21 protein-coding genes and 1 pseudogene are annotated in these 26,649 nt (G+C 53.1%); 16 read left to right on the top strand and 6 right to left on the bottom strand.

Features of this window, described 5'->3' with window-relative positions; all coding sequences use genetic code 11:
* Positions 1-9: 9 nt before the first annotated feature.
* The 16 genes and pseudogenes from ACJY2G_RS18605 (at position 10) to ACJY2G_RS18530 (ending at position 20,106) form a co-directional block, all read left to right on the top strand.
* Complete coding sequence (locus ACJY2G_RS18605) at positions 10-2,559, top strand: fimbrial outer membrane usher protein (RefSeq protein WP_430320243.1); 2,550 nt, start codon at positions 10-12, stop codon at positions 2,557-2,559.
* Positions 2,556-3,881 carry a fimbrial usher protein StbD gene (gene stbD / locus ACJY2G_RS18600; protein ID WP_430320244.1) on the top strand — a complete coding sequence of 442 codons (1,326 nt, stop codon included), beginning with the start codon at positions 2,556-2,558 and terminating at the stop codon, positions 3,879-3,881. Before ACJY2G_RS18605 ends, stbD begins: the two co-directional genes overlap by 4 nt.
* Complete coding sequence (locus ACJY2G_RS18595) at positions 3,847-4,584, top strand: fimbria/pilus periplasmic chaperone (protein ID WP_430320121.1); 738 nt, start codon at positions 3,847-3,849, stop codon at positions 4,582-4,584. The genes stbD and ACJY2G_RS18595 overlap by 35 nt, the downstream gene beginning before the upstream one ends.
* A 159-nt stretch (positions 4,585-4,743) precedes the next feature.
* Positions 4,744-5,268: a hypothetical protein gene (locus ACJY2G_RS18590; RefSeq protein ID WP_430320122.1), complete on the top strand. Its 525-nt coding sequence runs from the start codon at positions 4,744-4,746 to the stop codon at positions 5,266-5,268.
* Between the two features lie 14 nt (positions 5,269-5,282).
* Complete coding sequence (locus tag ACJY2G_RS18585) at positions 5,283-5,588, top strand: hypothetical protein (protein ID WP_112289838.1); 306 nt, start codon at positions 5,283-5,285, stop codon at positions 5,586-5,588.
* Between the two features lie 106 nt (positions 5,589-5,694).
* Entirely contained in the window at positions 5,695-7,407 is a 1,713-nt protein-coding gene (locus ACJY2G_RS18580) for an ABC transporter ATP-binding protein (protein WP_120162994.1), read from the top strand.
* 773 nt (positions 7,408-8,180) lie between these two features.
* Positions 8,181-9,251, top strand: a complete 1,071-nt coding sequence (locus ACJY2G_RS18575) for a porin (protein ID WP_120162993.1) — start codon at positions 8,181-8,183, stop codon at positions 9,249-9,251.
* 273 nt (positions 9,252-9,524) lie between these two features.
* Positions 9,525-10,535: an N-acetyltransferase DgcN gene (gene dgcN, locus ACJY2G_RS18570; RefSeq protein WP_129639915.1), complete on the top strand. Its 1,011-nt coding sequence runs from the start codon at positions 9,525-9,527 to the stop codon at positions 10,533-10,535.
* Positions 10,535-11,500 (top strand): annotated as a pseudogene (dgcA, locus tag ACJY2G_RS18565) (N-acetyl-D-Glu racemase DgcA). The gene dgcN and the pseudogene dgcA overlap by 1 nt, the downstream one beginning before the upstream one ends.
* 30 nt (positions 11,501-11,530) lie before the next feature.
* Entirely contained in the window at positions 11,531-13,399 is a 1,869-nt protein-coding gene (locus ACJY2G_RS18560) for an ABC transporter ATP-binding protein (protein ID WP_430320124.1), read from the top strand.
* 36 nt (positions 13,400-13,435) lie between these two features.
* The gene (locus tag ACJY2G_RS18555) at positions 13,436-14,980 is read left to right on the top strand and encodes a glutathione ABC transporter substrate-binding protein (RefSeq protein ID WP_430320125.1); all 1,545 of its coding nucleotides are present in this window, start codon (positions 13,436-13,438) and stop codon (positions 14,978-14,980) included.
* A 370-nt stretch (positions 14,981-15,350) separates the two neighbouring features.
* A complete protein-coding gene (locus tag ACJY2G_RS18550; protein WP_112292023.1) occupies positions 15,351-16,271 on the top strand; it encodes an ABC transporter permease subunit in 921 nt (306 codons plus the stop codon).
* Between the two features lie 9 nt (positions 16,272-16,280).
* Positions 16,281-17,192, top strand: coding sequence for an ABC transporter permease subunit (locus ACJY2G_RS18545; RefSeq protein ID WP_430320126.1), 912 nt, complete (start codon positions 16,281-16,283; stop codon positions 17,190-17,192).
* 30 nt (positions 17,193-17,222) lie between these two features.
* Positions 17,223-18,287: a P1 family peptidase gene (locus ACJY2G_RS18540; protein WP_430320127.1), complete on the top strand. Its 1,065-nt coding sequence runs from the start codon at positions 17,223-17,225 to the stop codon at positions 18,285-18,287.
* A gap of 90 nt (positions 18,288-18,377) precedes the next feature.
* Positions 18,378-19,199 carry a M55 family metallopeptidase gene (locus tag ACJY2G_RS18535; protein WP_120162987.1) on the top strand — a complete coding sequence of 274 codons (822 nt, stop codon included), beginning with the start codon at positions 18,378-18,380 and terminating at the stop codon, positions 19,197-19,199.
* Between the two features lie 7 nt (positions 19,200-19,206).
* Entirely contained in the window at positions 19,207-20,106 is a 900-nt protein-coding gene (locus ACJY2G_RS18530; protein WP_129640101.1) for a LysR family transcriptional regulator, read from the top strand.
* A 569-nt stretch (positions 20,107-20,675) separates the two neighbouring features.
* Here ACJY2G_RS18530 and ACJY2G_RS18525 read toward each other — a convergent pair.
* From ACJY2G_RS18525 to ACJY2G_RS18500, 6 genes are all read right to left on the bottom strand, one after another.
* Entirely contained in the window at positions 20,676-21,764 is a 1,089-nt protein-coding gene (locus ACJY2G_RS18525; RefSeq protein WP_430320129.1) for an iron-containing alcohol dehydrogenase family protein, read from the bottom strand.
* A gap of 64 nt (positions 21,765-21,828) precedes the next feature.
* A complete protein-coding gene (locus tag ACJY2G_RS18520) occupies positions 21,829-22,683 on the bottom strand; it encodes a MurR/RpiR family transcriptional regulator (protein ID WP_430320130.1) in 855 nt (284 codons plus the stop codon).
* Between the two features lie 2 nt (positions 22,684-22,685).
* On the bottom strand, positions 22,686-24,005 hold the full coding sequence (locus ACJY2G_RS18515; RefSeq protein ID WP_112291667.1) for an MFS transporter: 1,320 nt from the start codon (positions 24,003-24,005) through the stop codon (positions 22,686-22,688).
* A 192-nt stretch (positions 24,006-24,197) separates the two neighbouring features.
* Positions 24,198-24,536 carry a hypothetical protein gene (locus tag ACJY2G_RS18510; RefSeq protein WP_013575718.1) on the bottom strand — a complete coding sequence of 113 codons (339 nt, stop codon included), beginning with the start codon at positions 24,534-24,536 and terminating at the stop codon, positions 24,198-24,200.
* A gap of 116 nt (positions 24,537-24,652) precedes the next feature.
* Positions 24,653-25,417, bottom strand: a complete 765-nt coding sequence (gene fhuF / locus ACJY2G_RS18505) for a siderophore-iron reductase FhuF (RefSeq protein WP_112291665.1) — start codon at positions 25,415-25,417, stop codon at positions 24,653-24,655.
* 130 nt (positions 25,418-25,547) lie between these two features.
* Positions 25,548-26,462, bottom strand: coding sequence for a dihydrodipicolinate synthase family protein (locus ACJY2G_RS18500; RefSeq protein ID WP_430320131.1), 915 nt, complete (start codon positions 26,460-26,462; stop codon positions 25,548-25,550).
* Positions 26,463-26,649: the final 187 nt, after the last annotated feature.

The following is a 26,649-nucleotide window of genomic DNA, read 5'->3' as shown; positions in this document are numbered from 1 at the left end:
CATAAAATACTGACGCCATCGCTATTAACTTTATGTATTCTCTCTAATTACAGTCCCGTGGCGTTAGCTGAAGATTTCTATTTTGATCCCAGCTTGCTGCAGGGTTCTGGCGTATCAGTGAATCTGGATAAACTTAACGAAAAGGTTGTCTCGGCGGATGCGGGAACCTATCGCGTAGATCTCTATGTCAATAATAAGCTTGTTAAAGAAAATACTGAGATCACCTTTAGCCGTAAATCTGAGGGTGATAATGTCGCTGTTCAGCCTTGCCTGAATGCTGAAGCTATAAAACTGATCCAGCTAAAAGTGGATGCAGTCAGCTTAATACCTGTTGGTAAACAATGTATGTGGTTTTCCGATCTTTCAAAAGCCTCATCATGGGAACTGGAACAGTCAACGCAGAAACTGAAACTGCTGATCCCGCAGAGCTTACTTTACCGTCAGCCACGGGGTTATATTCCTGTCTCTCAGTGGGACAGCGGCGGCCTGGGGTTATTTGTTAAGCACAACACGAATTATTATGAGACCAGCAACACCGGTGGTTATAAAACTAAAAATCTGTGGAGCGGACTGAACAGCGGCACCAATATTGGTCTTTGGCAATTAAGAAATCAGTCAAATCTGCGCTATACCGATAATAACGGTCGCACCAGTCATAAATGGACCAGCGTGCGCACCAATGCACAGCGACCTCTGCCATCAATTAATTCCCTGGTGACGCTGGGTGACAGTTATACCAACAGCAGCCTGTTTGGCAGCCTGTCTTTCAATGGCGTCAAACTCGCCAGTGATACCCGAATGATGCCTCAGGGTAAACGCGGCTATGCGCCAGAAGTTCGCGGCGTTGCCAGTACCACTGCGCGCGTTGTGGTCAGCCAGCTCGGAAAAACCATTTATGAAACCGTGGTTTCGCCAGGTCCCTTTGTAATCGACGATTTGTCTAATACCAAAGGCCAGGGCGATCTTCAGGTCACGGTCATTGAAGCTAACGGGCAGACATCCTCTTTTACCGTTCCCTATTCTGCGGTGCCAGATTCTATTCGCCCTGGCTCATGGAACTATGAACTTGCCCTTGGGAAAGTGCGGCAGTATTACAGTGTGGATAATGAATTTGTAGAAGGTGTCCTGCAACGGGGGATAAGCAATCGTTTCACGGGTAATGCCGGTATTCGTCTGGCGAAAGACTACGAGGCTTATTTGCTGGGTGGCGTCATGGCAACACAATTTGGGGCTATTGGACTCAATACCACTTATTCACATGCCGTCGCTGAAAATAATAAAACCCAGTCAGGCTGGCGTGCGGAAGCCAGTTACAGCAAGACTTTTACTACCGGCACTAATCTGACGCTGGCGGCATACCGCTACTCGACTAAAGGTTTCCGGGATTTGCAGGATGTGCTGGGTGTAAGGCGAGCCGCTGAAAATACCACCACTTACTATTCGGATACGTTGAATCAGAAAAATCAGTTCAGCGCGACCATCGCCCAAAGTTTTAATACGTTCGGGTCACTTTCGCTGAATGCCAGTACTTCAGATTATTACAGTAATAATTCACGTATTACTCAGATGCAGCTGGGCTACAGCAATAGCTATAAAAAGATCAGCTATAACATCAACGTTGGCAGACAGCGCACCAGTTACAGTACCCGCAGCAACTACTACAGCGACGCGGATAATAGTGATAATCGTCAGAAATATACAGAGAACACCATTTCAATCGGCTTCTCAATGCCGCTGGACTGGGGGGATTCACGGTCGAATGTGGCATTCAACGTGGCGAAAAATAAAAGCTCTGAGTCCGCGACCACCAGTGTATCGGGCAGCTTCGGTGAGAAGAGTAATTCTTCTTATTCTGTATACAGCGGTGTAGAAAATTACCAGGAAAACGGTAATAAAATGACCTGGGGTGGTTCACTGCAACAAAATACCTCTAAAGGAACGTTCCGTGGATCTTATTCGCAGGGCACGGGTTATAAACAGTATGGATTGGGCACATCGGGTACGCTGCTTATTCATCCGGGGGGAGTGACCTACGGACCTTATGTCAGTGATACGTTTGCGCTGGTGAAAGCCAAAGGCGCCAAAGGGGCAGAGATTAAAAACGGGCAGGGCGCGAAAATAGATAGCTTCGGGTATGCTATTATGCCTTCGTTATCGCCTTATCAATATAATACCGTCAGCATTGACCCCAGAGGGCTAAATTCCAGTGTGGATATTCAGGGTGGGAGTCAGCAGGTCGTGCCTTATTCCGGTGCCATTGTTCAGATTAATTTTGAAACGGTCTCCGGTAAACAAGTATTAATTAACACTACGCTCGATGGCGGTCAGATGATCCCGATGGGCGCGGACGTAACCAATAAAGACGGAAATAATATAGGCATGGTCGGTCAGGCCGGGCAGATTTACGCACGTATTAATGATCGTTCCGGCGTGCTGTTTGTTTCATGGGGTAAGGAAAAGTCAGAGCAGTGCCGGATTAATTATCTGTTACCTGCGAGTGATGATAATGAATTTTTACAGCTGACGCTGCCATGTGAATTCGAGTTTGTGGGGAAATAATGATTAAACTACGTAGTCTTATTACCGGCGTATTACTGTTAGCTCCGTTAATAACGCATGCGGATTGCACAAGGGTCACCAGCACATCTCTTCTGTCAAGTGAGGTGATTGCTGCAGGATATACCGCGACTACCTGGGCCGGTGGTGGTAATTTTTTGAATGGTCCCAGCGGATTGCCATCTGTTATTTCATTGAGTACAAGCAGCGATTTCATGCCGGGAGGAACTTTACTTGCCACGTCAACAGCAAGTTTCCTGACAGCTTCAAACTCTAAGGCATACACCTCTAATCAGATATTATATCGCTGTGCACTAGCAGATGCAGGTTCTTTAGAAGAATTGTATGTCACTCAATCATATTATCTTTATGCAGGCAGGACGTTAACTACCGATATTGAGAGTGCGTATCATACCTATGTTAATGGGGTTGCTGTCAGGTTAACAAATATGAAAACGGGTAAATATTACGAGAGTGGGTGGCAGGCAAGAACACTTACTTCGGATGAGTGGGTTCAGGATGATACTTATATTTACATTCCGGCCAGTGCATTTTCTGACACTTTCGTGGAAGTTTTTAAAACTGATTCAACGGCCTATACGGCAGGGAATTCAAGCGCAATATATAGCTATGGTTCAGTAGCATCAGGGTTTATCGCCTTTCGCGCCCCTGGTTTAAACACCGCTTCCTTAGTTGATGGCGCATTAGAGACTGTCATCACGGGATATTATAATAACTGGCCTGGACAGATTTCAATGTACCAAAATGTCACCTTTGTGCGTGGCGCTATGTGTTTGGTAAAAGATTACCCTTCAGTCGTATTATTACCGACGATGAGTATTTCATCTTTAAATAGTGGGGAAACCAGCCAGAGTTCATTTTCAATTAGCCTGAAATGTGAAGATGCTGCTGTCTCCAGTGTTGGTACAACTGCAGCATCAACCGCTGTTGCAATGGGTTTTCTGGTCAACCAACCCACGGCTGTCACAGCAGCAACTAATCTCGGGCTGACGACCAGTTCCGGAGGGCTTACACATTTGCTGGATACTAATTACGGGAGCAGCGGCTCGGCATCTGGCGTAGGGATCAAAATCTATAATGAAAGCGGCACAGCCCTTAGTTTACTGCCCAGCAGAACAACCAGAACAGGCAATTTGGGCGGCTGGTACGCCTATAAAGATCTGACTACCAGTCAGGGCGACTCTACGGATGGTGTAACAACCTACACCGGAAATTTTACGGCGTCTTTGGAGGCAATCAGTGGCGAAACAGTGACAGCGGGGAGCGTCAATGCGCAGTTACAAGTGGTGGTCAGTTTTCAATAAAGTCACCGTTGCGGCGGGGATTATGCTCTGTTGCACGGCGTTTCACGCCAGCGCGGTGGTTAATGCGGAAAAGACCCGCGTGGTGTTCAACTCGGGAAGTATCGCCGAATCACTGTCATTAGTGAATTCCGAGAAAGAACCGGTAGTGGTACAGGTCTGGACGGATAACGGTGACCCGACGGTGAGCTCGGATAAGGTCCACACGCCTGTTGTGATCAATCCGCCGGTATTTAAAATGAAACCGGGGGAAATGCGCAATATCCGGCTGTTGATGGTTTCAGCCGGAAGTCTGCCACAGGATCGCGAAAGTCTATACTGGCTGAATATTTATCAAATTCCGCCAAATACCGAAGCGCAGCATAAAGGTGAAAAACGCGTCGTGCTGCCGTTAAAAATCCGCATGAAGGTGTTTGTCAGGCCGGAAAAAGTGGGGGAGCTTAAGGAAAGTGATGCACAGAAATTGCAGTTCAGCATCGACCGTGAGGCGGGCAGTAAAACACTGTTGATACAAAATCCGACGCCGTGGCACCTGACGCTTTCTTCACTTCGCTCGGGAGAGACGGAGTTATCCGGTGTGATGGTGGCGCCTTTCACTTCAGAGCGGGTGGAAATTCCGGCAGGGAAAAACCTGTCAGATAAAGTGGAATACGACGTTATCAATGATAATGGTACGCGATGGCAAGCCAGCCAGAAATTAAAATAATCATCCACAGGTTTTTTATTTTAATGATAAAAATGACTTTAGCATTTGATTGGAAATGATTAACTGACCGGTTGCGCCGGTCTTCTCTTGTGACTAATTTTTGATGGCGAGGACAATGGAATAATGTCCACCTTCGGAATCAGTCACAGGAGAGGCATTTTGAAATCAATAATGAAAGCCGGGATCGCGATTTTTATTGTCGTAATGACGATGGCCGGTTGTTCCACGCACCAGTATGACCCTGCTTTAGATAAACAAATTACTGACTTCCAGAGCAAAGCCGACCGTCAATTTGTGGCCTGGACTGCGCAGGCAATGACTGACAATACGCAACCCGCCTCGCCGGTTGTCGCCTGCCATGCGGCGTCCGTGGTCGCAGGGCAACCGCTTTTGCTGATTTCCCCCCTTTCTGAACCCGACAGTGCGTTCTTTAATTCCGCTGAAACGGATTTAGCACTGATTGAATCCCGCACCAAAATCTTAAATAACAATCCTGCAATTGAACAGCAGATGTTTGGCCTGAGAAATATCTTCTATCAGATTAAATATAAAAGGCAGCATTGTTCGCAACAGGATTCTCCGGCGTATATCACTCTTCAGCGTAAACAGGTTGCTGTGATTATGCAGTCGATGCTGACCTATGAGCTGGTATTAAAAAATGGTACAGAAGCAGTCAATAAATAATAAAGGTGAATACGATGAGTGATATTTTTGATGTTAAAGACAGGGCTATTGCGGCGGCAAAAGCTTCACTGGGGACAAACTGGAATACGGTGGCAAACAGTGCCGTCCCGCAGATTGAAGCCTTACTTCAGCTGACCTGGGAGATTGAAAAAGGTAAAGGCAGTTTCCGGTCGGGAGAATATGAATCTTTGCTGGCGACACAGAAATCCACCTTTGTGGCGGTGCTGGCGACCTATGAAGCGATCACCGAGGAGATTGCCTGGCAGGCACTGAATGCGGCCTTTGCCGTGATTTTAAACGGTGTACGCAAACTTCTGTGAAAACGGTCTTCTGGCGGGGCGGGTCTAAAATTATCTTTATCGATAACCATTTTCATTTAGACTGACGGACTTGCCCGCCTTCGGGTCGTTTCTATGAGGATGCCTGATGCTCCGCCGTTTCTTCTCTTATTACGTTCCTTATAAAAAGCTGTTCTTCCTGGATTTCGGATGCGCCATTCTGGCCGGGTTACTGGAACTGGGTTTCCCGATGGCGATCAAAACCTTTATTGATAAGTTGCTGCCCGCACACGACTGGGTGCTGATCATTGGCGCGACCGTCGGTTTGCTGCTGATTTATGTGATCAACACCTTACTGATGGCGATTGTGAACTACTGGGGACACGCGCTGGGCGTCGGGATTGAAACTGACATGCGTGCTCAGGCGTTCAGCCATTTACAGAAACTGTCTTTCCGTTATTACGACAACACCAAAACCGGTCACATCATTACCCACGTCACCAAAGATCTGGAAGAAGTGGGGGAGATTGCGCATCACGGTCCGGAAGATGTGTTCATTGCAGTGATGACCTTTATCGGTGCGTTTATCCTGATGGCGACGGTACATGTCCAGCTGGCGCTGATGACCATCATTATTGTTCCGGCAATGACCTGGATGGTCAGCCGTTATGGTGCGCAGATGACCGACACCTGGCGACGCCTGTTCGGGATGGTGGGTAATTTCAACGCACGTATAGAAGAAAGCATCGGTGGTATTCGCGTGGTGAAAGCCTTTGCCAACGAAGATCATGAGCAAAAGCTGTTTGCGTCGGATAACAATAACTACCGCATCACTAAGCTGAAAGCCTACAAGATCATGACCGCAAGTCTGACGCTGAGTTACCTCAGTACCCGTCTGGTGCAGATCATCGTGATGATCGCCGGAACCTGGTATGTGATTAATGACCAGCTGACCTACGGCGGATTTGTCGGTTTCCTGTTGCTGGTGGAAGTGTTTTTCCGACCAGTGGCGAAAATCAGCTCGGTACTGGAAAGCTATCCGAAAGGGATTGCCGGTTTTAAACGCTTCACGCAGCTTATCGACACCTCGCCGGATATCACTGACCGGCCGGGCGCACAGGTGGTCAGTCACTTACGCGGTGACATTCATTACGACAATGTCGTCTTCGGCTACACGCCGGTGAGCAAAATTCTCAACGGCATCACGCTTTCTATTAATGCCGGAGAAACGCTGGCGTTCGTCGGGCCTTCCGGTGCGGGGAAAACCACCTTGTGTTCGCTGCTGCCCCGTTTTTATGAGCTGGACAGCGGCAGCATTTCCATCGATGGCATTGATATCCGCGACATGACCCAGACGTCGCTGCGTCATAACATCGGCATCGTGCAGCAGGATGTTTTCCTGTTTGGCGGGACAATCCGCGAGAACATTGCTTATGGTAAGCTCGATGCCAGCGAAGCGGAAATTCGCCTGGCCGCCAGTCGCGCACGCCTTGATGACGTGATTGACGCGTTGCCGCTGGGTATGGATACCGTAATTGGTGAGCGGGGCGTGAAGCTTTCCGGCGGTCAGAAACAGCGTTTGTCGATCGCGCGAATTTTCCTCAAAAACCCGCCGATCCTGATCCTCGACGAAGCAACGTCCGCACTGGATACAGCGACCGAACAGGCCATTCAGCAGTCACTGGCAGAACTTTCTGAAGGGCGCACCACGCTGGTGATTGCTCATCGTCTGGCAACTATTCAGAATGCCGACCGCATTATCGTGGTCGATAAAGAAGGTATTGTTGAGCAGGGCACGCATGAATCTCTGCTTGCTCAACAGGGTCGTTACGCACAACTTCACGCCGCGCAGTTCCGCTAATCTTCAGCATCCTCCCTGGTAACGGGGAGGACCTTCTTACGGTTTTCTCGCCACTCAACAGCAAATTATTCCCCGAAAATTTCCTGATCCGCTTAAGACATGTTCTTTCTTTTAATATGCCCGTCGTGAACAAAAGCCCGTTTTGAATAAAAATAACCCAATATGGGCAATGGGAAATATTCAACTTCGTTCAATTTAATCACTCAGGTAATTATCGCCTCTCTGAGTTTGGCTTTATTTTGTTCAGTATCCTTATTAAAAATCCTAATCGGAAAAAAATTGCGTAGTACAAAAATCTTATGGCTGCTTTTTCTATTAATTAGATAATGAAGTTCACATCAAAATGATTACCATGCTATGCACTATTTAAATGCAACGCCTTTTCAGATAGCACTAATTCCTTAACGATTGTTAACAGAAAAAAACCTTTTGATAAAGGTGATCCCGCTTGCAACTACTTTACAAATTTACAAACTATTTGCACATTAATGGTGCGATGCACTGTGATGGTGCAAATTGTTATGCGAAAACCGCATATAATCAGGGGTTTAGCGCCTTATGGTAGAAACATAATGTTACAACTCTTTACTCAAAAAAGACTTATCGAGGCGAACTTTTCCATTTTAACTTTTCGTGCTCAGTGTTAAGGTTCAAATCGTTTTACAGACAGACGTATTTTAAAACATGTACAAATACTCACAGCCCAATATTTCAGTCCTATAAAAGAACGGGCATGAGAAATCCTTTATAAAAAAATCAAGGAAACTTAAATAATGATGAAGCGCAGTGTGTTGGCCTTAGCGGTCTCTTTAATTGCAGTGGGTTCTACCGCGAATGCAGCTGAGATTTATAATAAAGACGGTAACAAACTGGACCTCTACGGTCGCGTAACCGCTAAGCATTATTTCTCCGATGACAAAAGTTCTGACGGCGACATGACTTATGCGCGTCTGGGCTTTAAAGGCGAAACTCAAATTAACGACACACTGACCGGTTATGGCCAGTGGGAATATAATATTCAGGCTAACCATGCAGAATCTCAGGGCGACCTGGGTAACAAAACCCGTCTGGGCTTTGCTGGCCTGAAAGTGAAAGATTTCGGTTCTTTCGACTACGGCCGTAACTACGGTGTGGTTTACGACGCACTGGGCTTCACCGATATGCTGCCAGAGTTTGGTGGTGATACCGCTAACTCCGATAACTACATGGTAGGTCGTTCAGGCGGCCTGGCCACTTACCGTAACCAGGACTTCTTCGGTCTGGTCACTGGCCTGAACATTGCCCTGCAATACCAGGGTAAAAACGAAGGCGACGGTCGTGCATCTACTAAAGCGAACGGCGACGGTTACGGCGCATCCATCGATTATGAAGATATCGCAGGTTCCGGCATCGGTGCTGTTATCGCAGGTTCTTCATCTGACCGTACTAACGCACAAAGTGACTCCGCTATCGGCGGCGGTGATAAAGCGTCTGCATGGGCAACGGCTCTGAAATACGATGCTAACCAGATTTATCTGTCTGCAATGTATAACGAAACCCGTAACCTGGCACCCATCCCAGGCGGCTACGCGAACAAAACTCAGGGTTATGAGTTAGTGGCACAGTACCAGTTCGAAAACGGTCTGCGTCCGTCAATCGGTTACGTGCAGTCTAAAGCGAAAGATGTTGAAAACGGTATCGGCGATGTAGACCTGGTTAAATACTTCGAAATCGGTGCGACTTACTACTTCAACAAAAACATGTACACCTATGTTGACTACATGATCAACCAGATCGATGACAACAACAAACTGGGCGTAAGCTCTGATGACATCGTTGCTGTAGCACTGACTTACCGCTTCTAAGTTAGTGAACTAAATTATTACCCCATTCTGTGTCTGAAAAAGGTAATCGCAAAGGCAGAGTTTCATTGGCTCTGCCTTTTTTTGTGCCTGTCATTTCTCCCTCCCTGACCGCGTTCCTCATTTTCAAATAACCATAATAAATTCATGTAGCTAAACCTATAGCCGCAGGTTATACCCCAAAGCCAAACAAGTATTCGTCAGCAGCTTTCTCCCGTGGAATATTGACCGGGTCTTATTAAAACCCATTAAAAAAAGAATCCCGGAGAAACTGACATGCAGCAAATTCCAAAGCCGTATCTTTTATTCCTTGGCGATGTGATGGATCCGCTGGCCGCGAAAACCGCGCGCGGCATTCACGTCTGGCGTCCTGAAGCCTGCGTCGGGCAAATTCGTCTGGCGACGGATTCGGTGTCACTGGGATTGCCCGAACTCGACATCGAAACGGCCAAAGCGCAGGGCGCGAAAACCATGGTGCTGGGCACCGCGAACTCCGGCGGTAAATTACCGACACACTGGCTGGATTCGATCAAAGCGGCGATCCGCGCCGGGCTTAACGTCGCCAACGGCCTGCATCAGGGGCTGAACGACATTCCTGAACTGGTCGAGCTGGCTAAAGAGCATCACGTAGCGCTGTTTGACGTGCGTCACATGCAACCGGAACTCGATACCGGCACCGGCAAAAAACGCAGCGGTAAACGTATTCTCACCGTCGGTACCGATTGTTCGGTCGGCAAAATGTACACCTCGCTGGCGCTGGAAGCGGCCATGCGTGAACTGGATTTAAAAGCCGATTTCCGCGCAACCGGTCAGACCGGTGTGCTGGTGGCGGGGGCTGGCATTGCGATTGATGCGGTGATTGCCGATTTTATTTCCGGCGCGGTTGAAGCGCTGTCTCCGGCCAATGACGACGATCACTGGGACATCATCGAAGGTCAGGGCTCGCTGTATCACCCGTCTTTTGCCGGTGTCAGCATGGGGCTTATCCACGGCGCGCAGGCGCATTTATTGGTGATGTGTCATGAGCTTGGTCGCCCGCATATGCGTCATCTGCCACACCAGTTCATGCCAACGCTGCGTCAGTGCCTTGATACCAATCTGGCGGCTGCCAGCCTCACCAGCCCGGATGTCAAAATCGCCGGTTTCTCGCTGAATACGTCGGCGGTCAGTGAAGAAGAAGCGAAAATCGCGCTGGCTGAAATCAGCGAAGAATTCGGCGTGCCTGCCACTGACCCGGTGCGTTTCGGCATCAAAAATATCGCGCAATGGATTAAGGACAACGGCTGATGACTCAGATGACTTTCCAGTCCGTCGAACTGCCGCTGGCAAAGCCGTTTGCGATTTCCCGTGGTACACGCACCGCTGTCACGGTGGTGCGCGTTTCCCTGACCGACGGCGAATTTACCGCCGTCGGAGAATGCACGCCGACCACCCGTTATCAGGAATCGCCACAAAGCGTGTGCGAACAACTTGAGCTTATCCGCCCGCAGGTGGAACAGGGGCTGAGCCGCGACGCATTACAGCAGGCGTTGCCAATGGGATCGGCGCGTAATGCCCTCGATTGTGCAATGTGGCGTCTTGATGCGGCAAAATAGGGCAAAGACCTGTGGCAACTGCTTGATATGCCGAAGCCTGTTTCCGTGATTACCGCGGAAACACTGAGCCTGGATTCACTGGGAAATATGGCGAAAGCGGCAGAAGTGGCCGTTGCCGGTGGCGCGCAGTTGCTGAAAATTAAACTCGACCGCGAGCAGATAATAGAGAAAGTGGCGGCAATCCGCGCCGCTGCGCCACACGCCACGCTGGTGGTAGACGCGAATGAGGCCTGGTCGGGTTTAGATCTCGGCAGTGTGTTTGAGGCGCTGCATGAATTGAACGTAGCGATGATCGAACAGCCACTTCCTGCCGGTAATGACCACGATCTGGTGCGTTGTTTGCATCCCATTCCTGTCTGCGCCGATGAAAGCTGTCATGAGTGTGCCGATATTGAAGGCCTGCGCGACCGTTACGAGATGATCAACATCAAGCTCGACAAATGCGGTGGCCTGACAGAAGCGCTGGCGATGACCGGCGTGGCGCGGCAGTTCGGTTTACGGATTATGGTCGGTTGCATGCTCGGTTCTTCCATCGCCATGGAAGCCGCGTTGCCGGTGGCGGTGCAGGCGGAACGTGTCGATCTCGACGGGCCCATCTGGCTGTCGCAGGACGCCGAACCGGCATTACGTTATGAAAACGGTGAAGTCTGGCTTTAACAGTTCAGCCTATAAAGGAGGCGTTTATTGATGACAGTGCCCATTTTGCAGATTAACGATTTGTCGGTGACGTTCTCCGGCCGGCAAGGCAAAACGCAGGCGCTGAAAGGCGTTTCCTTCTCGGTGAATAAAGGTGAAGTGGTGGCGGTGGTCGGTGAAAGCGGATCTGGTAAGTCCGTCACCTCACTAAGCGTCATGGGGCTGCTGCCGGATTCGGCGCACATTGACGCGGGCAGTATCGAATTTTTTGGCCGTAACGGCACGCGTCATGCGCTGACGTCGATGTCCGCAGAATCACGCCGGAAGCTACGCGGCCAGGAAATGTCGATGATCTTCCAGGAGCCGATGACCTCGCTCAATCCGGTGCTGCGCGTTGGCGATCAGCTGACCGAAGGGCTGCTGGATCATGGCATCGCCAGTAAAGCCACGGCGCTGAATAAAGCCCGTGAATTGCTGAAACAGGTTCGTATTCCTGACGTCGAACGCATCCTCAGATGTTATCCGCATGAACTCTCCGGCGGCATGCGTCAGCGGGTGATGATTGCGCAGGCGCTGGCCTGTGATCCGGCATTGCTGATTGCCGACGAACCAACAACCGCGCTGGATGTCACGGTGCAGGCGCGCATTCTGCAAATTTTGCGTGACCTGCAACAGGGCACCGAGATGTCGGTTCTGTTCATTACGCATGACATGGGCGTGGTGGCGGAAATCGCTGACCGTGTGGTGGTGATGTATCAGGGCAAAGTCGTGGAGCAGGGCAGCGTGACCGAGATTTTCGCCAACGCCCAGCATCCTTATACCCGCGCTTTACTGGCTGCCGTGCCGAAACTGGGTGATATGCAGGGGCTTAAATGGCCACGCCGCTTCCCGCTGTTAGCCGCCAAAACCGGTCAAAATATTTCGCCCGAAAAGCAATCGGTTGCAGGTGATCTGCCTCACATTCCGCCAGCGGAAGACGACCAGAAAACCGCTAATTACGCTGCGCTACCGCTGCTCGACGTGCGCGGGTTGCGCGTCTGCTATCCGATCCGTTCCGGCGTATTGTCACGCGTGACCAAAGAAGTCCATGCCGTTGAGCAAATTGATTTCTCCATCTGGCCGGGCGAAACGCTGGCGCTGGTGGGCGAGAGTGGCTGCGGTAAATCCACCACAGGCCGCGCAATCCTGCGGCTGGTGGGCAGTGAATCCGAAAGTATTCATCTCGAAGGCAAAGAAATTACCCTGATGCGCGACACGCCGTTTCAGGCGGTGCGCCGTCAGATCCAGATGGTGTTTCAGGATCCCTACGCTTCGCTCAATCCGCGTCTGACTGTCGGTTTTTCCATTGCCGAACCCTTGTTACTGCACGGCCTGAAAAAATCACTGGCTGATGCCACGCCGGTAGTGAATCAGTTGCTGAAAAGCGTCGGTCTTGAATCTTCCCATGCGCGGCGTTATCCGCACGAATTCTCCGGCGGACAGCGTCAGCGTATCGCCATTGCCCGCGCGATGGCGTTGCAGCCGCAGGTGATTATTGCTGACGAAGCGGTGTCGGCGCTGGATGTGTCGATTCAGGCGCAGGTAGTCAACCTGATGATGGATTTACAGCGCGATACCGGCGTGGCGTGGTTGTTTATTTCGCACGACATGGCCGTCGTGGAGCGTATCGCTAACCGCGTAGCGGTGATGTACAGCGGACAGATTGTGGAGATTGGTCCCCGCGACTCCGTGTTTAGCAATCCTCAGCATCCCTATACCCGACGCCTGCTCAGTTCGGTGCCGGTGGCGGATCCGACGCAGCGTGCGTTGCGTCAGTTCGATGATGTGGAAGTGAAATCGCCGGTGCATCCGGCGGGTGTACAGATAGAAAAACTCAAATATTCCCGCGTCAGTGAACATCACTGGGTCGCACAGGGATAACTCAACTTTCTTTTTTGGGACACACAGGAGAACACCATGCATTCGACTTTACTGCGTAAGAGCCTGCTTGCCGCCGGACTGGCGCTTTGCTTTGCGGCGTCTGCTCAGGCCAAAGATTTGCGTATTTCCATGTATGCGGACGTGACCGGTTTTGACCCGCACGACACCACCGATACGCTGAGTTATTCCATTCAGAGCGGCATCTTTGAACGCCTGTTCCAGTTCGACAGCAAGATGGCCGTCGTGCCGGTGCTGGCGACCGATTACACCAGTAACAGCGATGCCACCGAATTTACCATCAATCTGCGCCACGACGTGACCTTCCAGGACGGTACGCCGTTCAACGCCGACGCGGTCAAAGCTAACCTTGATCGTCTGGCTAATCCGGCCAGTCACCTGAAACGTAACTCGCTGTTCAGCATGATTAAATCCGTCGAAGCCGTCAGCCCGTACCAGGTGAAAATCACCCTCAACAAACCGTTCGGCGCGATGATCAACACCCTCGCGCATCCTTCAGCGGCCATGCACAGCCCGGCATCCCTGAAACAATATCCGAATGAGCAGGATCTGAGTGTGCATCCGGTCGGCACCGGCCCGTTCAAGTTTGTGGAATGGCAGCAGGGTAAAGACGTCAAGCTGGTGAAATATGACAACTACTGGCAGAAAGGCTGGCCGAAAGTGGATTCCGTCACGCTGTATCCGACGCCGGAAGATTCCACACAGGTGGCAAAACTGAAATCTGGCGGCGTGGATGCGGTCTATCCGTTGCCATCGGATCTGGTGGAAACCGTGAAAAGCGATCCGAAGCTGGATATCGCGCAGGATCCGGGCATCTATCTGTATTACATCGCCTTTAATACGCAGAAAAAAGAGTTCTCGGATGTGCGCGTCCGTCAGGCGATTAACTACGCCATCGACCGCAATCTGTGGCTGAAAGTCGGTTTCGCCGGTCTGGGATCGCCGTCCACTTCGCCGCTGCCGAAAAATGTCCAGTTCTATCAGAAACAAACCACGCCGGATTACAGCTATAACATTGCCAAAGCCAAAGCGCTGATGAAAGAAGCCGGATATGAAAAGGGCTTTGACGTTGAAATGTGGAGCTCGAACAAGACCGACCGTATCCGCAGCGCGCAGTTCCTGAAACAACAGCTTTCCCTGATCGGTGTGCGCGTGAAACTGGTGCCGATGGATTCCGGTACGCTGACGCAGCGTCTGTGGAGCACGCCGAAACCGGCAGATGCGAAAGTAGAAATGTATTACGGCGCCTGGTCGGCCTCGACGGGTGATGCAGACTGGGCGTTGCGTCCGCTGTTCGCCACCGAATCCTGGATCCCGTCGGCGTATAACGTCTCTTATTACAGCAACAAAAAGGTGGATGCGGCGATCACTGCCGGTCTGCAAACCGCTGACGTCGAAAAACGCAAAGCGGCGTATGCCGATGCGCAGAAATTGTTGTGGGCGGATGCACCGGTGGCCTATCTCGGCGTACCGGACAATCTGGTCGGTAAAAGCAAAGACCTTTCCGGCGTCTATATGCTGGCCGACGGCTCGCTGATTTTTAATCAGGCACAGTTTAAATAATTTTTTGCTCCCGGAGCTTAAGCAGATTTTGGTCAACTCCCTCCCCTGCGAAGGGGAGGGCTGGGGTGGGGTATTAAGGTCAAAAACTGATGTTAAGGTTTGTTTAAACAGGGTGTTAGCCTTTAAAACCCCCTCCCAACCTCCCCCTTCGCAGGGGGAGGAGCAAAGGGCAAAGCCAATGCATGTTCCGGTCTGCTTCCCCCTTCGCAGGGGGAGGAGCAAAGGGCAAAGCCAATGCATGTTCCGGTCTGCTTCCCCCTTCGCAGGGGGAGGAGCAAAGGGCAAAACCAATGCGTGTTCCGGTCTGCTTCCCTCTTAGCAGGGGGAAGAGCACACCACCATCAATATTCAGGTTCAGGGAAACACTTTTATGCTGACCTATTTTATCCGCCGGATACTGGAAATGATCCCCGTTTTACTGGTGGTGTCGTTGCTGGTTTTCGGCTTTATCAAGCTGCTGCCGGGTGACCCTGCGCGTATTTACGCCGGTCAGGATGCGCCGATTGAGGCGGTTGAGTCAGCACGGCAACTGCTTGGCCTTAACGATCCGCTGCCCGCGCAGTACTGGCACTGGCTGAACGGTATGGTTCACGGCGATCTGGGCACGACGTATCGCACGCGTCAGCCGGTGTTAAGTGTGATTGAAAGTGGTTTTATGCCAACGCTGTTACTGGCGCTGGCGGGCTTCGCGTGGTCGGTGGTGCTCGGGCTGGTGATTGGCGTGGTGTCAGCGCTCAAACGCGGAAAATGGCAGGACTGGACACTGATGAGCATGGCGGTCGGTGGAATTTCCATGCCGCCGTTCTGGCTCGGTTTGTTGCTGATCCAGTTTGTCGCCATGCCGTTCGGGATATTCGCCGTCAGCGGCTTTAATTCGCCCGCTGACATTATCTTACCGGCGATCACCCTCGGTTCCTCGGTGGCGGCAGTGATGGCGCGCTTCACCCGCTCGGCGTTTCTCGACGTGGCGCAGGAAGATTACGTGCGCACCGCCAACGCCAAAGGATTACGTGCGCGGCTGGTGACGTGGAAACACATCATGCGCAATGCGCTGATCCCGATTATCACCATGCTCGGCTTGCAGTTTGGTTTTTTGCTCGGCGGCTCAATTATTGTCGAAAGCGTGTTTAGCTGGCCGGGGCTCGGCTGGTTACTGATTGAATCCATCAAGACGCAGGATCAGCCGGTCATTCAGGCGCTGGTGATGCTGTTCGTGTTTGAATTTATTCTGATAAATCTGCTGGTTGACCTGCTTTATGCGGTGGTCAATCCGGCAATCCGTCTGCGTTAGGAGCTGCTCATGACCGATCCTGTCTCTGTGCTGGAAGAAACCACACCGGCTGCGGTAGCCTCGCAAAACGATGATATCCGTTCGCCGTGGTACGACTTTTTCCACACGTTTCTTCGCCATCCGATGGCGCTGGTGTCCGGCGGATTTATCCTGCTGCTGGTACTTGTGGCGATATTCGCGCCGTGGCTGGCACCTTTTGACCCGATGACGCCGGACTGGATGGCGCTGGGTGTCGGCCCCACGCCGGAGCACTGGTTTGGCACCGACGATTTGGGACGAGATGTTCTCAGCCGCATCATCTATGGCGCGCGCATATCCCTTTATGTTGGCATTTTCTCCGTGACGCTCGGCATGATCGCCGGTGTATTGCTGGGATTGCTGGCCGGATATTATGGCCGCTGGCTCGACATGCTGATCATGCGCGGTTCCGACGTCTTGTTCGCTTTTCCGGGCATGTTGCTGGCCATTGCCGTCGTGGCTATTCTTGGTCCGGGGCTGAACAACGTGATCATCGCGGTTGCGGTATTCAGCGTGCCGGTATTTGCCCGCATCGTGCGCGCCGCCACGTTATCGATTAAACAAAGTGCTTATGTCGAAGCGGTTCGCTGCGCCGGCGCGCCGGACAGGGTGGTGATTTTACGCCATATCCTGCCGGGTACGCTGTCGAACGTGATCGTCTATTTCACCATGCGTATCGGTACCAGTATTCTGACGGCCGCCAGCCTGAGTTTTATCGGTCTGGGGCCGGAACCGGACGTGCCGGAGTGGGGCAATATTCTGGCGATGAGTCGCAATATGATGATGGCGGGCAAATGGAACGTCAGCGTGTTCCCGGGGCTGGCGATATTCCTCACGGTTCTGGCATTTAATCTGCTCGGCGACGCGCTGCGCGACACGCTGGATCCTAAACTGAAAAAGTAATAGCCACTGAACAGCTGAAACGGAAAACTGATGCCTCCGCAACAACATGACGATGAATTTCAGCAGCAGGCGCTGTCTGCTTTGCTGCAACGCTGGCGCACGTCGCGCCAGATTTTTCGCCCGCGCTTCCCTTGTGGTGCCACCAATTCACTGACTGATGTGACCGGCGTGACTGTCGGACACAGCACGCTGGCCGCCGGAGATGTGCAGACCGGCGTCACCGCCATCGTGCCGCCGGGCGATAATCTGTATGAAAAACCGCTGCCGTGCGGCGTGGCGGTGTTAAACGGTTTCGGTAAACCGATGGGGCTGATTCAGGTGATGGAACTGGGCGAACTGCAAACGCCGGTGCTGCTCAGCAATACCTTCGCCACTGGCACATTATTCAACGCGATGGTGAAACGCAGCTGCCAGCAATTCCCGCAAATTGGCCGCCCGGACTCCACCATCAATCCGGTTATCCTTGAGTGCAACGATTTCTATTTAAACGATATTCAGGCGATGGCAGTCAGTGAAGACGATGCGCTGACCGCACTCGACGGCGCGACAAAAACATTCGCCCGTGGCAGCGTGGGTGCCGGACGGGGCATGAGTTGTTTCGGGTTAAAAGGTGGCATCGGTACAGCCTCACGCTGGTGCGAAACGTTAAACGCGACATTAGGCGTACTGGTGCTGGCGAACTTTGGCAAACTCTCTGAACTGACCCTCGACGGCGTACGTGCCGGAGATGCCATCGCCCAAATCCAGACGCAACTGGCCCCGCAGGTCGATGCGGGTTCGATCATTATTGTGATGGCCTGCGACCGTTATCTCGACAGCCGCCAGCTCGGACGCATCGCTAAACGCGCCGGCGCCGGGTTAGGCCGTCTCGGCAGTTACTGGGGCCACGGTTCAGGGGATATCGCATTGGCGTTTTCCACGCAACGTGACGGTGTCACATTACCGGATGCCGAACTTGAGCCTTTGCTGGCGCTGGCGGCAGATGCCACAGAACACGCTATTATTGATGCCTTACTGAGTGCAGAAACCGTCTGCGGATTCGACGGACATTACCGGCTGGGGTTGAGTGAAGTATTAGATAATCTGGCGAACTAGCCTGGCTCCTTCCCCTCTCACGAGGGGAAGGCTGGGATGGGGTGTGGGTTTTGCCTCCGTCTGGTAACCAAACCAAGAAGGGAACGACTAATGAAAGTGTTTATCTCTGCGGATATTGAAGGTATTGCAGGCGTAATGCGCCCGGAACAATGCAGTCCGGGTAATGCGGATTACGACGCTGCCCGTGCGCTGATGGAAGGGGAAGTCAACGCCGCCATCGACGGCGCATTTGCCGGTGGCGCGATGGAAGTCACCGTTGCCGACAGCCACGCGATGATGCAAAACCTGCGTGCCGATAAAATCGACCCGCGTGCCCGTCTGGTACAGGGCAAACCGCGCGGTTTGTCGATGGTCGAAGGGCTGCAACAGCAGCAATACGACGGCCTGATGTTTGTCGGCTATCACACTGCCGCGGGCGAAAACGGCGTACTGGCGCATACCATCAATGGCCGCGCCTTTTACCGCGTTAAACTCAACGGCAACGTGGTCGGCGAAAGTGACTTATACGCCGCTGCCGGTGCGGAACTGAATGTGCCGTTATGGCTGGTGACCGGCGACGATCACCTCGAAACCTGGATCCGCCGTTATTACCCTGAATCGCAATATGTCTGCGTCAAACGGGCGATTTCCGCCAATGCGGCCGAGTCCGACAGCCCGTCTATCGCCTGTGCCAAAATCCGCAAACAGGCGACGATTGCGGTCAGCAAACCTGCACCGCTCACCGCTGCAAGATTCAGCGCGCCTTATCATCTTGAGCTGATGACCGCCAAACCGGTACTGGCAGATTTATTCTGTCTGATCCCGGGCGTTGAGCGTCTTGATGCGGTCACTGTCGGTTATCACAGCCCGACCGTCGCCAACATTATCAGCCTGTTAAGTGCCTTCTCGTACTTAGCGACCACGCAGAAATAGGGCAGGAATGCGTTTACGCCACATCGAAGTGTTTCAGGCGGTCTTACAGGCGGGCAGCGTCAGCGGCGCGGCGCGTTTGCTCAACGTGTCGCAACCCAACGTCAGCCGCGTACTGAATCACGCTGAGCAGCAACTGGGTTTTACCTTGTTCGACCGAACGCCGCAGGGATTAATCGTGACGCCGGAAGGTCGGCGGTTAATGCCGGAAGTTGAGGCGCTGTTCAGCCATATCCAGGCCATCGGCGAGCTGGCAGAACAGTTGCGACAAGGCGAAGGCCAGCATGTACGCATCGGTTCTGCGCACGCGCTGGGGCACAGCGTGATGGCACCGGTGCTGGTGGATTTCCGCCGTCAGACGCCCGGCGGCAGCGTCGAACTGGTGACCGGACATTTCAACACTCTGAGTCAGGACCTGCTGCAATACAAAATGGATTTCGCGCTGGCGTTCGGCGAGCAGGCCACACAGGAACTGGTCGCCGAGTCGATTTATCAGGGCAATATGGTGGCGCTGCTGCCAAAAGATTCGGACGTCGAAGGGCCGGTATCGCTCGCCTGGCTGTGTGACAACGATCTGCTGATGTTGCAGCAGCAGGATCCGCTGGGTCAGGTGCTCAACCGCGTCCTGCGCGAAAACGGTCTGATGCCGCATTCTGCGCTGTTCATCAAAACCTACTCAGTGATCGCTGACATGGTGCTGGCTGGCGGCGGTGTCGGCGTGGTCGATACCTTTACCGCCCGGCGGTATGTCGATCAGCTGAAGATTGTGCCGGTGGTGGAACCGCTGCCGTTTGAGGTGATTCTGCTGAGCAGGCGGGACCAGCCGGCATCGCAGGCATCGCTGAGGCTGAGGCAGCTGATAAAACAAAAAGTGGGGGAGTTGAAAGGAGTGCCTTTGAATCCCGTTTAGTTTTTTAATTTCAAATTCAAATTCAAGACCGTGGGCGTCGGCCCACACCGACAAGACCTTGGGTTGCCACCCAAACTGGCCTCAAGAGGCGCCTATCGCCGCGCCTCTTAAGAATCTCCGGCTCTTTTACTGTGCGCTCCGCTCGCTGGCTATGTTTCAGTCGCCTTAGCGACAGGCTGGAAATCTTGCCGCTGCGCGGTTCCTTCATTTCGGGATTGCAGCCTTTGGTCTGCAACCTCTCATTCAGCAAGTTTTCTGAATCGCCCGCACGATCTTAAATTCAAAGACAGATTGTTTTCATCTTTTAGAAAAGTTGACTGGCGTGCTCAAAATTCAGCTGAACGGAGCGGCTTCAAGACCTATGGCTTGAAGACCGAGAGAAGGCAGTGCGAAGCACCTGGATTTGCGCCACCCACCAATGCACCAGAACATGTCCGTCATACCCGCGACAGCGCGCAGTAAAAAAAGCGCGGAGTCCAGAGGCCCGCGCGTTACCGGGTCTCTGGTCGGTGTGGGCCGACGCCCACGACCTTGACCTTAATGCCAGTTTGCACAGCATGTGCAAAAAACTAATCAATTTTTGCCCCGAGCACCTCAACCCTCTCAATCCCCCTCCTGACATCTTCAAATGTAATATCGCCTGGCATGTTCGCCATATCAGGCGTGCTCAGGCTCCGGTCGATAATCACCGCCAGATCCTGCTCAGTCAGCCCTGTCGCGATATGAGCTAACTGCGTCGGAACGGCGCTGGCGCGGGCGAGGGCGATAGCGGTCAGCAACTCCTCGTCGCTGCGGTTTTCCAGTGCCAGCAGGCACAGATTGCCGTAACCCACCAGCAGGCCATGGGCGATGTGACGGGTTTTCGGGCAGGCGGTGAAACCTTCATATAATGCGTGGGAAGCGCCAGTGTGTGCGCCGTTGCTCATGATGGAAGTCAGTCCGGCGTAGAGGAAAATGGCGTCGAGCACCTGTTCGAGAGCGTTGTTGGCTTTGCCGTCTTGTACGGCGAAACAGGCGTCAGCGGCGAAGTGTTCGATAAGCGTATAGCAGAGTTCACTGTTGGTGCGGGCGACACCCGCCAGGCCGGTAAGCTGACTGAGGTCGCTGATGGCGCGGTATTCATACCATTTTGCCAGCGTATCGCCGATCCCCGCCGACAGCCATTGCAGCGGGGCAGTCGCCAGCAAATCAGCGTCGATGACCGCTGCGGCGGGGCCGCAGGGTAATGGCATCATGTCGCGGAACTCACCGTCCTGGTGATACCGGAACGCCAGCGACGTCACCGCTGAACAGGTACCCGCAATGCTCGGTAAGGTTACTACTGGAATATTACAGGCCACGCCAGCCGCTTTGGCGGTGTCCAGTGCTTTGCCGCCGCCGGTGGCGATAATCACTTCCACGCCCTGCGTGCGGAACACGTCGGCCAGCCGGTTGATTTCCTCCTGACAACAGACGCCGCCGAAGATTTCACTGCCCAGATAACTGACCATCTGCTGCTCGAGCTGATCGGCGACTTTCGCCTCGACGCTGGCAATTGCGCGTTGGCCGCCCACTAACATTGCCCGCTGGCCTAAACGTCCGCACATCGCGCCCAGATGTTTAATGGCGCCGCGTCCGCGCAGGACGCTGGCAGGAAATACCAAACGATGGGTGAACATGCATGCCCTCATAAACCGGAGTGTTTTATGAAGTATAGAAGGCGCGCCGTGTAACGGAGGAATATCAGCGGCGGTGCTGTTGTACCGCCTCGTGAGTTTTGCGCAATGCCTCACGTGCGCCCGGCAGACGCTGCGCCACGCCGATATACAGGCAGTCGATAATCAGCAACTGGCTGGTGCGGCTGGCCATAGCAGCGGCACGAAAACCCATTTCGCGATTGCTGGTTCTCAACACAACATCCGCTTTGCGGGCGACGGCGGCGCGGCCATTGGCGGTGATCGCCAGTGTCGTTGCGCCGGCGGCTTTAGCCTGCGAAAGGGCTTCCACCACTCCGGCGGTCTTACCGGAGTGAGAAATTGCCAGCGCGACATCGCCAGCGGCAAGCTGACAGGCGCTCACCAGACTTTCGTCGGTGCTGCCGTAAGTCTGGGCGACAACGCCGATACGCCGCAGTTTCTGGCAGAAATCCTGCGCGACCAGCGCCGACGCACCGGCACCGTAAATATCAATCCGCCGGGCCTGCGAAAGAAACGCCACTGCTTGTTCGAGCGTCGCCGCGCTCAGTAATTGCGTGGTTTCATTCGCCCCTTTAACTTCAAATTCCAGCAGCTTTTGCAGGATTTGCTTAGGCGAATCGTTCTCGCCGATATTCGCGGCCAGCGGCATATCGACAGGCATCGGGCTGGAGGACTCTGCCGCTAACGCCAGCCGCAGCGCCGGATAGCCACTGAAACCGAGCCGTTTGCTGGTGCGTACCACCGTGGCGGTGCTGGTTTGCGCGGACTTTGCCAGCTCCGTCACACCCATATTGGCGACGCCCGGCGGATCGAGCCGGATCATCGTGATGATGCGCGTTTCCGCCGGAGAAAAGCTGCCCTGTAATGCGTTCAGTCGCGCCTGCAAATGGGTGTCACTCATGGCTATTCGTCCAGATCGCGTAAATGGTCGTCTTTGCGCAACGACATCAGCGCAAACAGGCTGACCACGCAGGTGGCGACCACGTAATACGCCGGAATATCGAGATTGCCGGTTTCTTTAATCAGGCCGGTGATGATCAGTCCCGCACAGCCGGAGAACACAGCGTTCGACAATGAATAGGATAATCCCAGACCGGTATAACGCACGCGGGTCGGAAACATTTCCGCCAGCATCGCCGGACCCGGACCGGCAATCATCCCGATCGTCGCACCGGCAATCAGCACCGCAATGCCTTTCGCCAGCAGGCTGCTTTCAGGATTTTGCAGCAGATGCAGCAGCGGGAAACTCAGCACAATCACCGCGAATACGGCAATCATCATCACTTTCTTGCGACCGATTTTATCGCTCAGCCAGCCGGAGGGCAGAATAGCCAGCGCGAAACCGACGTTTGCCAGCACGGTGGCCACCAGCGCCTGTAAAAAAGTGGCGTGCAGCGAGGTTTGCAGATAAGAGGGCATGACCACCAGGAAAGTATAACCGCCTGCTGACCAGCCCATCATGCGGCCAATCCCCAGCGCGATGGCCTTCGCGGTGGCAATGGCAGAGGCTTTTTCCGCCGCCGTTTTCTGCACTTTCGGCTCTGCTTTTTTACTGGCGACAAAGTTTGGCGTTTCATCGAGTTTCAGGCGCAGATACAGCGCCACCAGCCCCATCGGCAGCGCCAGCAGGAACGGAACACGCCATCCCCAGTCTTTCATCTGCGCCTCAGGCAATGTCTGAACCAGCAACGCCACCAGCGCCACGCCGGTCAGCAAGCCCAGCGACACGGTAAATGACTGCCACGCGCCGTAAATTCCGCGTTTACCTTTCGGTGCAAATTCGGTCATCAGTGATACCGCACCGCCAAATTCACCGCCCGCAAACAAGCCCTGGAACATGCGCATCAGCGTCAGCAACAGCGGGGCGGCAACGCCAATCTGTGCGTACGTTGGCAGCAAACCAATGATCGCCGTGGCGAGTGTCATTAACAGCACGACGGCGATCAGTGTCGGCTTGCGGCCAATACGGTCACCGATGCGGCCAAAAATGATCGCGCCAACCGGACGGCAGAAAAATGCCAGCGCGAACGACGCATACGTCAGGAGTAAACCGGTCATGCCGGTCTGGCCTTCGAGCGTAAAAAAGTTACCGGCGATGATCGTCGCCAGATAGCCGTAGACACCGAATTCATACCATTCAATAAAGTTGCCGACCGAACCGGCGACGAGTGCGCGACGTGACTGGCTGGCGCTGGCGACTGCGGGAGAAACCTGGCGGGTCATCATAAACCTCACAAGAAAAAGAAAAGGGCGGGCGAATTAAGATGTAAATAATTTTCTAAATTTCGGTGATTATTATGTCAATAATTTTCATGTATTGAACAAAATAAAAGCGGGAAGTGTGGGGTCAGGCAGGTTTTTTGGCATAAAAAAAGGCTGCGCCTCGAAAGGAGCAGCCTGTTTAACGTGGTGCGATTACAGCGTGTGGATGTCGATGCCGTCACCGATATTGCTTTTCTGGTAGTAAGCCCGCGGGACTTCTACCTGGTACTGTTTGTCAGCGTAAGCGACTTCCAGAATAAAACGTTCGTTCTCATAGGATTCCACCGGAATAAATCCGAAGAATCCTTCCGTGACGCTGATCGTCCGGGAAGACGGAATCGCGTAACGATGAACAATCCTTGCTCTGAGCGGTTCTTGCTTGCCGGTTAACGTATTCCATACGCGGTTAACGGGTTGCGCCAGAGAATCAATCACCTCTGAGGCCAGCGAGTTAAGAGCGGAGGGCCAGCTCTTCGGTGTTTTCATAGTCATGATAAATACCTCGTTGGTCTATATAACCCAATTCTTATAATTATCCGCTGCTAAGATCCAATCATTTTTTACGCTAAGTTTATTCAGGTTTTGTAAGTGGCTGGCAGATCTGCAAATTACTCCGCGAGAGTTTTACGTCTTTTGCCAGATTTTCGCTCTGCTAGCAATAACGGGCAGGAAGGACACATGGCGTGGTCGGCCAGATCGTAGCGCAGACAACATTGCTTGCGGTATTGCGGGCTGTCAGGGTCGGAGGGATCTTCCGCACGCAGCGGCTGGAATAACGGATTTTTGCCGCCATAACGCAGCTCCCGCGACGCCATCAGTTGCATACCGTCAGAGATATCGGCATTGACCAGCTCCGCCTGTTTGACGCCCCAGCCGACGCGTATTGCGGCATTGCTCCAGTAAATGCCCGGTTTCAGACCGGAGAATTCGGCCAGCGCTTCGCATACAGGGCGTAATTGCTGCTCGATCATCACATCGAAACGCGCCATAGGCTCGGCGGACGTCAGCGCTTCGCCTTCGCCATCCAGATAAATCTGCGCCGGTAAGCCTTCTTCCTGCATACACAGATAGACATTTTCAGCGGCGATTGGCAGCTGCCAGCCATGGCGCAAGGAGACGATCACCCAGCTTGGCAGCAGCGTGGCGAAATACCATTGTGACCACATCGAGATCCGCGCCCGGCGTGTATCGCACTTCGCGGCATCGGCCGCATTGGCGTCCAGATAGCGTTTGAGCACGCTGGCACAACCTTCCGCCGTCGTAAGATGCGACATCGGCACGGCGTTAGTCACCAGCGGCGACATCGGTTTGAAAGTATCTGCGACCCAGCTCACAGGCGTTTCGCGGAAACTGTCGAGGAGTGTTTGCATCATTGCGTTATGAAGTCATTCGGCTTGGTAAATCATGGGAATAGAGTAACGAATATTAAAGCGGAATAGTAATGATTTCGATTTAGATTGAGGGTTTTTGCCTCCCGCAGTTCAGGGGAGGCCGGGAGGCGGGTTAGCAGTCGACGCTGACGCCAGCTTGTTTCAAAATCTCACGCACAATTTTCTGTTTGTCATTGCTCAGCGGCAGCGCCGGTTTGAGTGAATGCACCGGCATTCCACTGATGACCTGTGAAATGGCGTATTTAATGACGTTGTAAATTGGCGTATCCAGCGTGTAAAGCGGCGGCAGAAATGACAACCGTTGTTGCAGTGCGACGGCGGTGGCGAAATCTTTCTCTTTAAAGGCGCGGTAAATTCCACAGGTCAGCTGCGGGGCGAAATTGGCGCTGGCGGGGATTGCCCCATCGCCGCCGAGGATCAGCGTACCGAACAGATATTCATCGTACCCGGAGAACACCGCGAAATCAGGGCGCTCAGGTTTCACGGCCTGTATCGTTTCGCGGATGTGGTTCAGGCTGTCCACGGTGTCTTTCAGGCCGACAATGTTCGGGCATTCCAGTGCCAGACGTTTGATCAGACTGACGGACAACGGCTGCCCGGTCAGCCCCGGATAGTTGTACATAATCACCGGTAAACCCGCGTTGTCAGCAATCGTGCGGTAATGCAGATACAGCGCTTCTTCAGTCACCGGATTGTAATAAGGATTCACCACCACCACGCCATCCGCACCGACGCTTTTCGCATGCTGCGCGAACGCCAGTGTTTCTGCTGTGCCAGGATGCGCTGCGCCAATCAGGACGGGAACGCGTCCGGCAACGTGCTGAGTACAGAACTCCGCCACTTCGTGACGCAGCGCCTGCGACATATGCGCAAATTCCCCGGCACTGCCGAGAAAAAACAGGCCGTTTACGCCGCCTGCAATCGTAAAATCAATCAGACGCGCCATCCCCTGACGGTCAAGCTGCTCGTTCTCATTCAGGATTGTCGCGACAGGTGGGATCACGCCATGAAACAGTGGACTGGTCATACATTCGTTCTCCATATGAAAGTGCAAAGTACTCAACACTCCATTTATAGAACGCCGTTTCAAATTTTTATAGCGATGGGATCGAATTACAGTGATTTAGCGAATATTTGGAAGGGAAGTCACAAAGGCGGGGGTAACTCCCTCCCCTGCGAAGGGGAGGGTTAGGGTGGGGTATTAAGGTCAAAAA

The sequence above is a fragment of the Rahnella sp. ATs2 genome (genome assembly GCF_051851855.1).
Taxonomy (GTDB): domain Bacteria; phylum Pseudomonadota; class Gammaproteobacteria; order Enterobacterales; family Enterobacteriaceae; genus Rahnella; species Rahnella variigena.
This window is presented reverse-complemented; position numbering and strand designations above follow the sequence as displayed.

Coding starts and splice junctions, on each gene's coding strand:
- ACJY2G_RS18595 (WP_430320121.1), top strand. CDS start 3,847: ATGCGCAGTTACAAGTGGTGGTCAGTTTTCAATAAAGTCACCGTTGCG.
- ACJY2G_RS18585 (WP_112289838.1), top strand. CDS start 5,283: ATGAGTGATATTTTTGATGTTAAAGACAGGGCTATTGCGGCGGCAAAA.
- ACJY2G_RS18580 (WP_120162994.1), top strand. CDS start 5,695: ATGCTCCGCCGTTTCTTCTCTTATTACGTTCCTTATAAAAAGCTGTTC.
- ACJY2G_RS18575 (WP_120162993.1), top strand. CDS start 8,181: ATGATGAAGCGCAGTGTGTTGGCCTTAGCGGTCTCTTTAATTGCAGTG.
- dgcN (WP_129639915.1), top strand. CDS start 9,525: ATGCAGCAAATTCCAAAGCCGTATCTTTTATTCCTTGGCGATGTGATG.
- ACJY2G_RS18560 (WP_430320124.1), top strand. CDS start 11,531: ATGACAGTGCCCATTTTGCAGATTAACGATTTGTCGGTGACGTTCTCC.
- ACJY2G_RS18555 (WP_430320125.1), top strand. CDS start 13,436: ATGCATTCGACTTTACTGCGTAAGAGCCTGCTTGCCGCCGGACTGGCG.
- ACJY2G_RS18550 (WP_112292023.1), top strand. CDS start 15,351: ATGCTGACCTATTTTATCCGCCGGATACTGGAAATGATCCCCGTTTTA.
- ACJY2G_RS18545 (WP_430320126.1), top strand. CDS start 16,281: ATGACCGATCCTGTCTCTGTGCTGGAAGAAACCACACCGGCTGCGGTA.
- ACJY2G_RS18540 (WP_430320127.1), top strand. CDS start 17,223: ATGCCTCCGCAACAACATGACGATGAATTTCAGCAGCAGGCGCTGTCT.
- ACJY2G_RS18535 (WP_120162987.1), top strand. CDS start 18,378: ATGAAAGTGTTTATCTCTGCGGATATTGAAGGTATTGCAGGCGTAATG.
- ACJY2G_RS18530 (WP_129640101.1), top strand. CDS start 19,207: ATGCGTTTACGCCACATCGAAGTGTTTCAGGCGGTCTTACAGGCGGGC.
- ACJY2G_RS18525 (WP_430320129.1), bottom strand. CDS start 21,764: ATGTTCACCCATCGTTTGGTATTTCCTGCCAGCGTCCTGCGCGGACGC.
- ACJY2G_RS18520 (WP_430320130.1), bottom strand. CDS start 22,683: ATGAGTGACACCCATTTGCAGGCGCGACTGAACGCATTACAGGGCAGC.
- ACJY2G_RS18515 (WP_112291667.1), bottom strand. CDS start 24,005: ATGACCCGCCAGGTTTCTCCCGCAGTCGCCAGCGCCAGCCAGTCACGT.
- ACJY2G_RS18510 (WP_013575718.1), bottom strand. CDS start 24,536: ATGACTATGAAAACACCGAAGAGCTGGCCCTCCGCTCTTAACTCGCTG.
- fhuF (WP_112291665.1), bottom strand. CDS start 25,417: ATGATGCAAACACTCCTCGACAGTTTCCGCGAAACGCCTGTGAGCTGG.
- ACJY2G_RS18500 (WP_430320131.1), bottom strand. CDS start 26,462: ATGACCAGTCCACTGTTTCATGGCGTGATCCCACCTGTCGCGACAATC.